The organism is Bifidobacterium italicum (assembly GCF_002286915.1).
Taxonomy (GTDB): Bacteria; Actinomycetota; Actinomycetes; order Actinomycetales; family Bifidobacteriaceae; genus Bifidobacterium; species Bifidobacterium italicum.
The window spans coordinates 1-12,927 of record NZ_MVOG01000053.1 but is presented as its reverse complement, the minus strand read 5'-3'; the positions used below and the strand labels follow the sequence as shown (position 1 = coordinate 12,927).

Genomic DNA, 12,927 nt, shown 5'->3' with positions numbered 1-12,927 from the left:
CGACGCCACATCCGGCGTCGCCGCAGTACCATCGGCATTCGTGAACGTCGGAGCCTTGGACGTCGCCGAGGCACCCACAACAGCAGACGTCACCTCATACTTCGGATCAACCGAATCAGCAGTCGTCGGATCGGGGGCGGCCACCGTGAACTTGACGGAGGCCGTGTCCTCGGAGTTGTCGGGGTAGGTGACCTTCACCGGGATCGTCGCGGCATCGCCTGCCTTCGCGCCCTGAGGCGGCGTCACCGTCACCTCGCCGGTGCCCGCATCGACGGCCACCGTCCAACCGGCCGGCAACGCGCCAGCCGGATCGAGCGCATACACGGTGCCCTGCGGCATCTTCGCATCACCCGTCTGCGGGACCTTCACCGTCTCGCCGGGCTTCGCCGAAGCGTCCTTGTACCCCGGATTATGCGCATCCGCGAGCGAACCGACCTGGAACACCGCGACCGCGTCATCCGTCGACTTGTCCGCATACGTCACCGTCACCGGCACGTCGACGGCCTTGCCCGCATCCGCCACGACCGGCGTATACGAGACCACACCGGTCTTCGCGTCCACGCTCGCTCCCGCGGGCGCGTCCTTGCCGAGCGCGTACGACGCCACATCCGGCGTCGCCGCAGTACCATCGGCATTCGTGAACGTCGGAGCCTTGGACGTCGCCGAGGCACCCACAACAGCAGACGTCACCTCATACTTCGGATCAACCGAATCAGCAGTCGTCGCCCGGTCAGTGACCGTCATCGTGACGGTGTCGGTGATCGTGTGCTCGGTCTTGTCGGCCGACGTGATCTTATAGGTCACCGGAATCGTATAGGTTCCGGCCGCCTCCGGGGTACCGGCAAGCGTGCCGTTCGCATTCAACGTGACGCCCTTGGGAAGCGCATCGGCAGCATTCGGAGCGGTGGCGTCCACTGCGAAGTCGGAGACCTTGTCGTCCTTGCGCAGACCGTCGACGCTGATCTTCGCGTCTGCGCCAAGTGGCTGGCCCGCAACGGTTGTGTCCGGGTTGATTGCGGTGTCCACGATCTGGAAGTCCAACTCATAAGGAATCGTGACGTCGACCTTGAACGTCTTGTCGGTCTTGTCGCCCTTCGGGACGTTGAGCGTCGTCGTCGCGTTCACGACGACCTTGGTCTCGCCTGCCGCGGTAGGAGTACCGGTGATGTTGCCATCGGCGTCAATAGACAGGCCGTCGGGCAGCGTGCCGTCCTTCGGTGTGAAAACGTACTTCACTGCAGTGTCGGGGCCGACGACATCGCTGTAATCCGGAAGCGACAGCTTCGCGGTCACGCCCTTGCCGTCCGGATCGGGGTTGCCCGGAACCGGAAGCGGATACGACTTGCCGACCTGACCCAGCGGGACGTTGGCATGCGCGTTGACGGCGGTGAACGAATCCGATCCGAGCGCCTGGGAGACTTCATCATCATCGGCGTTCGCCGTGTACAGCGTCGCCGTATAGGTGCGCGACGTGCCGTCGAACGCGGGGACCTTGAAGTCGCACGAGTCGAGCTTGCCGTCGGTGGTGACCTTCAATGCGTCGCAGGTCGCGACGTCCTTGCCGTCTGGATCGGCCCAGACGATCTTATAGGTTCGGCCCGGATCGAAGTTGTACGACAGTCCGGTTGTTGTTGTATGCGCCGTATCGCCGATCTTCGCGAAGTTGCCCACGCTGTCATAGGGATTGACGTCGAAGCTTATGGCATCGGGGATAAGCGCGAAGTTGATGTTGTAGATCTTGCTCGTCAGCTTCTCGGCGAAGGAGCCGGAAGGATAGGTGGCGAGTCCACCCGCGCCAAGCGAGCCGATGTCGCCCGAGAAGTTGTTGTACTGGAACGGGCCAGCCGAGGAGATGCCTTCCATCGGCTCAGTGGATACATACAGCCACTCGTGGTTGATGTGCTTGCTGGAGCCGTTGCCGAGCAGCCAACTGCCGTCATCATGCGATGCGGCGAGCGTATGGGCCTTGTCCGCGGAGACGATTCCTGCGCTCTTGTAGGAATTGCCGTAGGTTCCCTTGAAATCAAGCACATAGCTGCCATCGTTGGCGGTCGTCGCGGTCACCGTCTCGGCGATCCACTTGTCCTTGCCGTCCTTGTCGATCTGCTGCTTGATCCAATCCTGCAACGCCTGTTCATCCGCGCTGTCCCAAGTCGCTCCGCGGATGCTCTTGTTGTTGGTCGCCTTATACTCGTTCTCGATCTTCGTCACAGCCTCATCGGACAGATAGGAGGCGGTCACACGCACGCCCGGAGCGGCCGAGTCGCCCTTGCTGTGCTCATAGTCGAACTGTTCACTCCACATCGTCGCCGGCAGTGCGCTGTAGTTCCAGAACACGGTTCCGGAGACGGTGCCGTTGGTCACCTTGCTCTGCGACGACGTGTCGGCATCCGCATGGTCCTTATGCATCTGCGCGGCGGGCTTTTCCTGATATCGGATCTTCACGGTCTGAATCGTGTTCGGTCCGACGCCATAGTTGGTCGAGGCTTGCACCTGATAAGCGTGGGTCATCGGGAAGACGCGCTCGTTGCCCCACGAATAGGACAGCGAGTATTTGTTCGTATCCGGATTGTCGGACCATACGCGGTAGTACTCGCCCTGCGGCAGGTTCGGGTCGGCGTCGAAGGTGTGGATGCCGCCGTCGGAATCGACGAACGGCTGCATGACGATGCCCCAGTTGCCCTGATCATCTGAGACTGTGGTGTAGACGGGCGATGCGACGGTTCCCTTGCTGTCGAACCACTGGGCATACACGCGCACACCCTTGAGCGGACGGAAATCATTGCTGACCAGATTGCCGCCGTAGGGGACGCCCACATTACCTGAAATCGTACTGTATGTATCGGCGTTGCCCGGCGATTCGATCGCCTGCGTCGCCGCGGGGACGGATGCCGTATCATCCGCGAACGCGGCTGGCGCGACGCAGCCGACGCTCAGCGCGGCCACTGCGGTCAAGCAGGCAACCCCTCTCCCTAAGTATCCAAGATCTCTCATGTGTACTTATGCTTCCTTTCTAGCACATACGTACGCCCCCCCCCCCGCTTTTTGCAGGGGGAGCGAGGCAAACGTGTATTTACATCGTGCTAGGCGATATGGTCGGCGAAGCATCCCGACCATTCCACATATCAGCTATCTCACAGCCAAGGCGTATAGATAATGGACATATATAGCTCAACTCGTCTATTTCGTTGATCAGAAATCCATGTTTTCTGCTGCCATCTATACTGAAATCGTCTTGTCGCAGAATAGTAAAGATAGTTGACTATTTGTATCGATGCGCGAATCATGCTATACTTCAGCCACTCACATCGACTGCCCGGACACAGGGCGCCCACCGCCGCAATCGACGAATGACGGACAGTCGGCGTCGGACACGGCAGATGCATGCGGCAACCGATGCCAAGAAGCCATGATCGGCTCTTCAACGTTCGTCATCGACGGCGTTCGATTCAACGACATAGGACAGCACTTGCACATAGAGGTGGACGATTTTCAGCAGCAGACATCGTTTCCGCATCCCAAGCATCGACATCGCGTGCATGCTGGCCCCATGCACCTTGTTCATAATCGACTTGCTTCGCTGCCGTCCCAACCGGGTCAGATAGATCCTGCGCATGCGGGCATCCTTGTCGCCGATGACCGTATAGACATAGCCGGCTTCCTCAAGAATGCGCACGATACCGCTGACCGCCTGCTTCGACAATTGCGCCCGATGGCAGATGACTTTGTGCGTGCAGCCCTCATGGTCAAGCAGGACGTTCATGACGCTGATGGCGTTCGGGGAGATCGCCTTATCGGTCATCAGGAAGCGGTACAGGTACCCCAACCGCTCCCAATCGCGAAAGAACTGCACTGCAAATTGCCTCGCCTCACGATTGACGTTGTCGTCGTTCTGCATCATCAGTCCTCCTTGACCAGTTTCGCGGAATGATTCTCATCTACATCCGAGTAACCCACAAATCTTTTTATGTCAAGAATGTTAACATAATGAGACACCAGCATCAAATGGAATTCAAGCTAGCACAATCTGCCTTATAAAGAGCTGAGTATCTATGACATCACATACCTTACCGCTACAGCAATCCCGCGGAATCGACTATTCTGTATATGTCATATACAAAAAGGACCCGACTTGTGAAGTCGGGTCCGAAGAAACGGCACGTCAGCGCTTCGCGCGCATGCGCAGGAAGACCTTGCGGATCTCCGAGGCGAGCAGCACGAAGAACGCCAGACCGATGCATTCGAGCCATGCCATCGGCGGCAGCGGCGTCGTGCCGAAGGCCGTGTTGAGGAACGGCACGTAGATGACGAGCAGCTGCAGCACGACGGACAGGCCGATCGCACCCCACAGCCACTTGTTCGAGAACAGGCCGACGAAGGCGCTCTGCAGGTGGCTGCGCGACGCGAGCGCGTTGAACAGCTGCGCGAACACGAGGATCGTGAAGCCCATCGTGCGCGCCTCGACCATCTGCGCGTCGTGGCCCATCGCGCTCACCGAACGGTCGGTGAACAGGCCGCCGGACAGATGCATGTCCATGCCGATGAGCGTGACGACGGCCATGATGATGCCGATGTAGACGATGTCGCCCCACATCGCGCCGTCGATGACGCGGTCGGTGAGCTTGCGCGGCTTGCGGTTCATGACGTCCTCGGTCATCGGGTCGACGCCCATCGCGAGCGCCGGCGCCGCGTCGGTCAGCAGGTTGATCCACAGCAGCTGCGTCGCGAGCAGCGGCACGGTGACGCCGACCGACGCCGGGTTCTTGATGCCGAGCCAGCCGGCGAACACGACGCCGAAGAAGACGGTGAAGACCTCGCCGACGTTCGAGCTGAGCAGGTAGCGCAGGAACTTGCGGATGTTGTCGAAGATGCCTCGGCCTTCGCGCACGGCGGCGACGATCGTCGAGAAGTTGTCGTCGGCGAGGATCATCTTCGCCGACTGCTTCGTCACCTCGGTGCCGGTGATGCCCATCGCGACGCCGATGTCCGCGGCCTTGACGGCTGGGGCGTCGTTGACGCCGTCGCCGGTCATCGCGGCGATGTTGCCCTGGCGCTGCAGCGATTCGACGATCTTGAGCTTGTGCTCCGGGGCGACGCGCGCGTAGACGGAGACCTCGGAGGTCGCCTTGTCGAGCTGGCGCTCGTCCATCGCGTCGAGCTCGTCGCCGGTGAGCGCCTTGCCGTCCTTGGCGATGATGCCGAGGTCGGAGGCGATGCGGGCGGCCGTGAGCGGATGGTCGCCGGTGATCATGACGGTGCGGATACCGGCGCGGTGCGCCTCGGCGACGGCGTCGCGCACCTCGGTGCGCGGCGGGTCGATGATGCCGACCATGCCGTTCCAGATCAGATGCGCTTCGATCGCCTCCGCCTGTTCGGCGATGTCGGAGACCTCGCCGGCCGAGTTCGTGCGGATGCCGGGGATCTGCGCGAGCGAATCGGTCTCAAGCGGGCGGTACGCCTCGCCGAGTGTGCGGTATGCCTCACGCGAGAGCCGTTCGACCGTTTCGAGGATGTCCTGGCGGTCGCCTTCGGTGAGCTTGCGGATCGCGCCGTTGACGTAGATGCGGTCGCAGTATCCCAGCAGCACGTCCGGCGCGCCCTTCGCGAAGACGGTGAGCCTGCCGGCGTCGGTCGCGTTGCGCGCGATGACGGACATGCGCTTGCGCTCCGACGTGAACGGGATCTCGGCGACGCGCTGGAAATGCTCGTACTTCTTGTCCGCATGCGTCTTGCGCGCGGCCACGACGAGCGAGACCTCGGTCGGGTCGCCGACGACCTCCCACGTGCCGGGCTTGTCGCCCTCACGCAGCTCGCCGTCGTTCGCAAGCGTGCCGGCGCCGAGCGTGGCGAGCACTTCGTTCGCGATGTTCTCCGGGACGGCGGCGCCGTCGATCGCGACCATGTCGCCTTCCGGAGCATAGCCGGTGCCGGTCAGCTCGACCTCGCCCGACGGCACGACGACGCGTTCGACGGTCATCTCGTTGCGGGTGAGCGTGCCGGTCTTGTCCGAGCAGATGACGGACGCGGAACCGAGCGTCTCGACCGAATGCAGCTTCTTGACGATCGCGTGGTGCGCGGCCATGCGCTGCACGCCGAGCGCGAGGACGACGGTGAGGATCGCGGCGAGGCCTTCCGGCACGGCCGCGACGGCGAGCGAGACGGCGAGCAGCAGCGAATCGATGACGTCGTGGACGCTGTGGAAGCCTTCAAGCAATGCGAGCGCGAGCAGGACGACGACCGCGATGATGCACACGGCGATGCCGAGGATCTTCGAGACGTGGTTCATCTCCTTCTGCAGCGGCGTCGCCTCGTCGTCGGTCGACTGCAGCAGGTCGGCGATCTTGCCGACCTGCGTGTTCATGCCGGTGCCGGTCACGATCGCGCGACCGGTGCCCTGCGTGACGGAGGTGCCGTTGAAGACCATGTTCGACCGGTCGCCGAGCGCCTTCGCCTTCTCGAGCGTCGTCGGCTTCTTGCTCACCGGGACGGATTCGCCGGTCAACGACGCCTCGGCGACGCGCAGGCTCGCGGCGGCGAGCAGACGGCCGTCGGCCGGGACCGTGTCGCCTTCGCCGAGCACGAGGATGTCGCCGGGGACGATGTCGGTCGTGTTGATGCGTTCGACGCGGCCGTCACGCAGCACGTTCGACGTCGGCGCCGTCATCTCGGACAACGCGTTGACGGCCTCCTCGGCCTTCGCCTCCTGCACGTAGCCGAGAATCGCGTTGACGATGAGGATCAGCACGATGACGATGGCGTCGAAGGGCAGCGCCTCGCCGCCTTCGGCGCCGGGCGCCGCGTTGACCTTCTCGATGATCCAGGCGACGAGCGAGATCGCCGTCGCGGCGAGCAGCAGGTAGACGAGCGGATCCTGGAACTGCTGCAGGAACTTCTTCCATTTCGGCACCGGCGGCGCGCTCGCGAGCTCGTTGGGGCCGAACTTCTCCAGTCGGCGCTTGGCTTCGGCGGCGCTCAGGCCGGTGCGCGGATCGACGTCGAGAGCCGCGGCCACCTGGTCGGCGCCGACGAGCGACGGGTCGACGTTGCGCAGCAACGCCTCCTGCGCCTTCACCTCCCGGCTCTCTTGGGCGTCCTCGGGCTCCACATGGGGCTCGTTGGACAGCGCGGATGGATCAATGATGCGATCATCCATAGGTTATTTCTCCTCGGTCAGCCGCGGAGTAGTCAGTCAGGCGTGGCTCCCCGGCCCGGTATGGGTGGACCGGGAAACGGGCGTCGGACTGCGCGGTTATTTCCGGCGCCACGTTGGCATGGCGCCTCATACGTCTGTCATTATTCCATAGCGCCGGTCATCATGCGACCGTTTGCGGCGAACTACACACAATCAGCGAAAACCCGGCCGGCGCCGTCACAGCTTCGCGCACAGCGCGCTTTGGCGCGGGGCGCTGCCATAATTGTGCCCATGGTTACGAAGAAAGGCCCGACCAAGGGGTCGGGCGGCAAGCACCGCAACGCGCTGCGCGGCAAGGGCCCGACGCCCAAGGCCGAGGACCGCGTCTATCACAAGGCATACAAGGCGAGGAAGCAGGCGGAGAAGCGCCAGCGTTCCGATCCGCGTCTGGCGGCACGCCGCCGCGCCGCCAAGTTCACGAACGATTCCGACGATCTGGTCATCGGCCGCAACGCCGTCCTCGAGGCGCTGCGCGTCGGCGTGCCGGCGAGCACGCTCTATGTGGCCGCGCGCATCGAACCGGACGACCGCACCCGCGAGATCATCCGCCTCGCCGGCCAGCATGGCCTCAACCTGCTCGAGGCGGACCGTCTGGAGATGGACCGCATCGCGCGCTCCGACCATCATCAGGGCATCATCATGAAGGCGCAGCCCTTCCAGTATTCATCGCTCATCGAGCTCGCCGAACGCGCCGAGCGCAAGGCGCGCGCGATGGAGGCCGCGAACTCGAAGGCCGCCCGTCTCGCTGCACGTCCGCTGTTCATCGCGCTCGACGGCATCACCGATCCGCAGAACCTCGGCGCCGTCATCCGTTCGGCGGCCGCCTTCGGCGCCAACGGCGTCATCCTGCCCGAACGGCGCTCCGCGTCGGTGAACGCGACCGCGTGGAAGGTGTCGGCCGGGGCCGCCGCGCATATGCCTGTCGCGCGCGTCGTCAACCTGACGAAGGCGATCGAGGCGCTCAAGGAGCGTGGCTACTACAGCGTCGGCCTTGACGGCGGCGGCAGCAAGCTCGTCGGCGAGACCGGCTTCGAGACCGATCCGCTCGTCATCGTGCTCGGCTCGGAGGGCAAGGGCCTGAGCAGGCTCACACGCGAGGCCTGCGACTGCATCGCGAGCATCCCGATGACGAACGCCGTCGAATCGCTCAACGCGTCCGTCGCCGCAGGCATCGCGATGTACGCGGCCGACCGTGCGCGCCGCGAAGCCGCCGGGGACTGAACGCCGCACATCGCGCGGCAGGCGTCGTCCGCCGCGGCTGACCGATGCGCATATGGCTGCGCCCGGGGTCATGTCGACCCCGGGCGCAGCCATATGCGCATGTGTATCCGTCATGCGACGACGGCGTCCGCTCAGTGCGACCAGACGGCCGCGTCCTGGTCGAACTCCGGGTTGTAGTCGTCATCGTCGTCGGGATGCGCGGGCGCGTCGTCGTAGGTGGCCTCGTCATCGATGACGCCGGAATCGGCTTCGGCGTTGAGGTCGTCGACGGTCTTCGCGTCCATCATCTGCTTGGGCAGGATTTCCGCCACATAGCTCTGCACGGCGTCGGCCATCGGCACGTCGTGGCCGGCTTTCTCCGCCATGTACCAGCGGTGGTCGAGCACCTCGTGGAAGAACTGGGCGGGGTCGATCTGCGAACGATACTCCGGCGGGATCATGCGCACCGTCGGCTCGAAGACCTCGCGCATCCAGTCGGTCGCGACGACCTCGAGGTCCTCGCCGTCGCGCCATGTCGACGCGCGGTAGGCGTCTAGGTCGTTGAGCAGGCGGCGCGCCTGGTTCTCCTGCACATCCAGACCGGTCAGACGCAGCAGCTTGCGGTTCGCATAGCCGGCGTCGACGACGCGCGGGCGCACGAGCACGCGCTTGCCGTCCTCGGTCGTCGTCACCTCGAGCTCGTCGACGTCGAAGCCGAGTTCGTTGAGCCGGTTGACACGCTTCTCGATTTTCCACATCTCGCTCGGGTTGAACTTGTCGGTGTCGGTCAGTGCGCTCCACAGCGAATGGTAGCGGTCGACGAGGCGGTTGCCGACCTCGATCTCGTCGACGTCCGGCTGCAGCAGCTCGCCGGAGCTCAGATCCATCAGTTCGCCGATGATGTTCGTGCGCGCCAGGTCGATGTCGTATTCGCGCTGCCCCTGCGTCAGCTCGACCTGCAGGTCGCCGGTCTCGGCGTCGACGAGGAACGCGGAGAACGCGTCGGCGTCCTTGAGGAACAGGACGTTCGACAGCGACACGTCGCCCCAGTAGAAGCCGGCGAGGTGCAGACGCACCATGAGCACAGCGAGCGCGTCGATGAGTCGTTCCGCCGTGTCCGGACGCAATGTGCGCGCGAACAGCGCGCGGTACGGCAGCGAGAAGCGCAGATGTTTCGTCACGAGGATCGCCTCGAGCGGCTCGCCGTTCTCGTCATGGCGGCCGGTCACGACGGCGATCGGCTGCACGGTCGGCAGGTTCAGCTTCTGCAACTGGCGCAGCAGCTCGTATTCGCGTTCCGCGACGTTGCGTGTGATCTCCTTCATCGCGTAGACCTCGTCGCCGACGCGCACGAAACGCACGATGTGCCGGGAGATGCCTCGCGGCAGGTTGACGAGGATGTCCTTCGGCCATGTGGAGAGAGGCTGCTCCCATGGCAGCGTGAACATCTTCGGGTCGGCGCTCGCCGAGGTGATCTTGAGCGACGGCGGTTCTTCGGAAGGGGCGGCCGGGTCCTCGGCCTTCACGCTCGTCGCCTTCAACGCGCGCGGATCCAACTGCGGATTGTCATTGAAGCTCATAGTCGCCACTTTACCTCATGGGTTTTCCGGTGCTCTCTTCGACAGGATACATCCAAGATACGAAGGAACCCCGCAGATGTTGCGGGGTTCCTCCACAATGCTCAGGTCAGCACCTGTGTGCGGACGGCATCAGTTGATGCGCAGCTCGGTCGACGGGGCGAAGAGGTGCATCTTGGCCGGGTTGACCTTGATCTTGACGACGTCGCCGACCTTCGGCAGCACGCGCGGGTTCACGCGGATCGTCGTGAGCTTGTTCTGGTCGGACATCATCGAGACCTGCTCGGCGGCCACCGAGTCGTCCGTGACGATATTGCCGTAGATGTAGCCGTCGGAGCCGAGATCCTCGACGTTGACGACCTTGAGCGAGAACGCGTTCGTGTCGTCCGGACCGGCGAGCGAGGCGTCCTCCGGACGGAAGCCGACGATAATCTCGTTGTTGTCCTCCGGCGTGAGCTTGTCGAGCGCCTCCTTCGGCAGTTCCATGGTGTCGGCGCCGATCTGCGCCTTGCCGTTGACAACCGGGTGCGTGTTGATGTTCATCGACGGCGAGCCGATGAAGCCCGCGACGAAGACGTTGGCCGGGCGGTCGTACAGCTCGGTCGGCGCACCGACCTGCTGCAGGATGCCGAGCTTGATGACGGCGATGCGGTCGCCCATCGTCAGCGCCTCGGTCTGATCGTGCGTGACGTACAGCGTCGTGACGCCGAGCTGGCGCTGCAGCGCCGCGATCTGCGTACGGGTCTGCACACGCAGCTTCGCGTCGAGGTTCGACAGCGGCTCATCCATCAGGAAGACCTTCGGCTCACGGACGATCGCGCGGCCCATCGCGACGCGCTGACGCTGACCGCCGGAAAGCGCCTTCGGCTTGCGGTCGAGGAACTCGGTGAGGTCGAGGATCTCGGCGGCCTTCTCGACACGCTTGCGGATCTCCTCCTTCGGGGTGCCCGCGATCTTCAGCGCGAAGCCCATGTTGTCGGCGACGGTCATGTGCGGGTACAGCGCGTAGTTCTGGAACACCATCGCGATGTCGCGATCCTTCGGCTGCATCGTGGTGACGTCCTTGCCACCGATCAGGATGCGGCCCTTGTTGACCTCCTCGAGGCCCGCGAGCATGCGCAGCGTCGTCGACTTGCCGCAGCCGGAAGGGCCGACGAGCACGAGGAACTCGCCATCCTTGATATCAAGATTGAGATCATCCACCGACGGCTTGTCGTTGCCCGGGTAGATTCGCGTGACGTGGTCGAAAATGACTTCTGCCATTATTCATCCTTTCATCGGCAGGTACGTGCCGAACGATCCGTTGTGAGGGGATTACTTGTGGCGTGTCCGCCTGCAGCCGTCGACTTCGACGCGGCAACAGACTTCTACGTTCGCCCGACGGGGATCGCTCCTCGCCAAGCTGTTCCACACTATACACGGCCCTCTCAATTTATCAATTCCTCAGGCGTGCCGCACGTGTCGCTTCCTCCACGCCCCGCGCCAACGTCGTCGATCGCGCGGGCGGCCTCGCCTGCGCCAACGACACCCGCCGTTTTCGTTCTGCGCGACATTCGCCGGACGGCGCGTCGCGCGACGCGTGCGCCCTCCGTACAATCGACGGTATGACGCTTGAGAAATGGGAACGCATCTCCAACATACCGTTGTTCGTGCTGTCGGCCGTGTTCCTGTTCGCGTACTCGTGGCAGATCCTCGCGCAGACGCATCTGACCGCATGCTTCATCGCGATCAACGTCGTCTGGATCACCTACGGCATCGACTATCTCGTCTCCTTCATCCTCGCCGAGAAGAAGTGGCTGTGGTTCCGCAGGAACATCCTCCTGCTGCTGACGCTCGCGCTGCCGATCTTCCGTCCGCTGCGGCTGCTGCGGCTCATCCCGATGCTGCACATCTTCAACCGTTCCGCCGGCGCGGCGACGCGCGGGCGCATCACCGTCTACGCGACGAGCGCGATAGCGCTGCTCATCTACGTCGCCGCGCTCGCCGAATACTCGGCCGAACATCTGGCGCCCGGCGCGACGATCACGACGTTCCCGCTGTCGCTGTGGTGGGCCTTCGTGACGGTGACGACGGTCGGCTACGGCGACGTCTACCCGGTCACGCTCACCGGCCGCTTCATCGCCGTCGCGCTGATGCTCACCGGCATCGCACTCATCGGTATCGTCAGCGCGATGATCTCGTCGTGGATCATCGATCAGGTCAACGGCGGCGCGCGCAACATCACGAAGGACACCGCGCAGACGACGGGCACATACGCGCAGTCCGACAACGACTACAACTCCGCGGACATCCGCCTGATGCGCGCGGAGATCCTGCGTCTGACGGACACTGTCGGCCAGCTCAACCACGAACTGCAGCGCACGCACCGCCTGACGAAACGCGCGCATCGAAGCGTCCAGGAGCACCACGGCGGCGTGTTCCTCGACGAGAACGGCCGCCTGCACTGCGAATCGTCGGGCGACGTCGTCGACATCGATACGACGATGAGCACGACATCGACGCCGGTCGACGGCGGCGACGCGCATGACGCGCCGCACGACGCCGGGCGCGGCATCCATGGGCAGCGCAAGGCGCCGCACCACGCCGGCGACGCGCCGCAGACACAGGCCGGCGACGCACCGAATCCGGCCGACGGGCGATAATTGCCCATCGGCACCCCAACGACCCTACGATAGGAACCATGAGTGATCTGCACGCTTTGAACCTCCAGCACGGCGACATCGTCGGCGGATACACGCTCGACGCGCGCCTCGGCGCCGGCGCGATGGGGTCGGTGTGGCGTGTGACGGACGGCGGCGGCACCAGCTACGCGATGAAGATACTGCGCGATTCGCTCAACGACGAAGCCGCGGATGCGGAGGGGCGACGCGCGCAGACGACGGCGCGCGAACGGTTGCGCCGCGAGGCGATGGCGCTCAAGCGGATCAAGGATCCGGGCGTGTGCAGCATCGTCGATAT

At 64.0% G+C, this 12,927-nt stretch carries 7 protein-coding genes and 1 pseudogene; 3 read left to right on the top strand and 5 right to left on the bottom strand.

Annotated features, from left to right (window positions below; translation table 11 throughout):
- The 3 genes from B1400_RS08960 to B1400_RS08950 form a co-directional block, all read right to left on the bottom strand.
- On the bottom strand, window positions 1–2,946 hold a 2,946-nt coding region (locus B1400_RS08960; RefSeq protein WP_095614047.1), incomplete at its 3' end, for a YPDG domain-containing protein.
- A gap of 475 nt (window positions 2,947–3,421) precedes the next feature.
- The gene (locus B1400_RS08955) at window positions 3,422–3,901 is read right to left on the bottom strand and encodes a MarR family winged helix-turn-helix transcriptional regulator (protein WP_095614046.1); all 480 of its coding nucleotides are present in this window, start codon (window positions 3,899–3,901) and stop codon (window positions 3,422–3,424) included.
- A 261-nt stretch (window positions 3,902–4,162) separates the two neighbouring features.
- Window positions 4,163–7,153 (bottom strand): cation-translocating P-type ATPase, encoded by a 2,991-nt coding sequence (locus B1400_RS08950; RefSeq protein ID WP_095614045.1) that lies wholly within the window; start codon window positions 7,151–7,153, stop codon window positions 4,163–4,165.
- A 270-nt stretch (window positions 7,154–7,423) separates the two neighbouring features.
- Here B1400_RS08950 and rlmB point away from each other — a divergent pair, with 270 nt between their 5' ends.
- A complete protein-coding gene (gene rlmB / locus B1400_RS08945) occupies window positions 7,424–8,413 on the top strand; it encodes a 23S rRNA (guanosine(2251)-2'-O)-methyltransferase RlmB (protein ID WP_095614044.1) in 990 nt (329 codons plus the stop codon).
- A gap of 131 nt (window positions 8,414–8,544) precedes the next feature.
- Here rlmB and B1400_RS08940 read toward each other — a convergent pair whose 3' ends face one another.
- Window positions 8,545–9,972, bottom strand: a complete 1,428-nt coding sequence (locus B1400_RS08940; RefSeq protein WP_095614043.1) for a DUF4032 domain-containing protein — start codon at window positions 9,970–9,972, stop codon at window positions 8,545–8,547.
- 129 nt (window positions 9,973–10,101) lie between these two features.
- A complete protein-coding gene (locus tag B1400_RS08935; RefSeq protein WP_095614042.1) occupies window positions 10,102–11,232 on the bottom strand; it encodes an ABC transporter ATP-binding protein in 1,131 nt (376 codons plus the stop codon).
- A 341-nt stretch (window positions 11,233–11,573) separates the two neighbouring features.
- Here B1400_RS08935 and B1400_RS08930 point away from each other — a divergent pair, with 341 nt between their 5' ends.
- Both B1400_RS08930 and B1400_RS08925 read left to right on the top strand, forming a co-directional pair.
- Window positions 11,574–12,611, top strand: a complete 1,038-nt coding sequence (locus B1400_RS08930; protein WP_095614041.1) for a potassium channel family protein — start codon at window positions 11,574–11,576, stop codon at window positions 12,609–12,611.
- A 29-nt stretch (window positions 12,612–12,640) separates the two neighbouring features.
- Window positions 12,641–12,927 (top strand): annotated as a pseudogene (locus B1400_RS08925) (serine/threonine protein kinase); the annotation flags it as partial.

What these genes read in the sequence shown, in the direction of transcription:
- B1400_RS08955 (WP_095614046.1), bottom strand. Translation starts at nt 3,901, where the DNA reads ATGATGCAGAACGACGACAACGTCAATCGTGAGGCGAGGCAATTTGCA.
- B1400_RS08950 (WP_095614045.1), bottom strand. Translation starts at nt 7,153, where the DNA reads ATGGATGATCGCATCATTGATCCATCCGCGCTGTCCAACGAGCCCCAT.
- rlmB (WP_095614044.1), top strand. Translation starts at nt 7,424, where the DNA reads ATGGTTACGAAGAAAGGCCCGACCAAGGGGTCGGGCGGCAAGCACCGC.
- B1400_RS08940 (WP_095614043.1), bottom strand. Translation starts at nt 9,972, where the DNA reads ATGAGCTTCAATGACAATCCGCAGTTGGATCCGCGCGCGTTGAAGGCG.
- B1400_RS08935 (WP_095614042.1), bottom strand. Translation starts at nt 11,232, where the DNA reads ATGGCAGAAGTCATTTTCGACCACGTCACGCGAATCTACCCGGGCAAC.
- B1400_RS08930 (WP_095614041.1), top strand. Translation starts at nt 11,574, where the DNA reads ATGACGCTTGAGAAATGGGAACGCATCTCCAACATACCGTTGTTCGTG.